This window comes from Bradyrhizobium sp. Crot121, from assembly GCF_059512385.1.
Genome location: NZ_JCAMOR010000546.1, coordinates 1 through 288, shown reverse-complemented (window position 1 = coordinate 288; position 288 = coordinate 1). Strand labels below are relative to the sequence as shown.

The 288-nt window shown below is 53.5% G+C and carries 1 protein-coding gene; it reads left to right on the top strand.

What is annotated here, in order from left to right; genetic code table 11:
- Positions 1-190 (top strand): hypothetical protein (locus AC5ZGW_RS47870; RefSeq protein WP_496114367.1); only part of this gene is annotated, 190 nt, incomplete at its 5' end.
- Positions 191-288 lie beyond the last annotated feature (98 nt).

Here is a 288-nt window from a genome sequence, read left to right as displayed (position 1 = left end):
GTTTGCGAAGCTGCTAGAAAAACGATTTGACCGTCAGCCCTGCTGCGCGGGCATCCTGTATGAATGTATGCGCTTCCTCATTGGACATTGTAAGGTCAGCGCCGCCGAGAAATTCCTCTCCTTTGGGTGTGTTCGCACGGAGCATCGTCTCGTGTCTGCCTACATCAACCGTATAATCAATGTCGCTTAGTGCTTCGGGCATGGCATCCTCCTCGATCCCGAAGCGAGCATATTGTGTCCATTTCAACCGGTCCTACAAGGCGACACTTGCGAGATAACGCTGCGGCG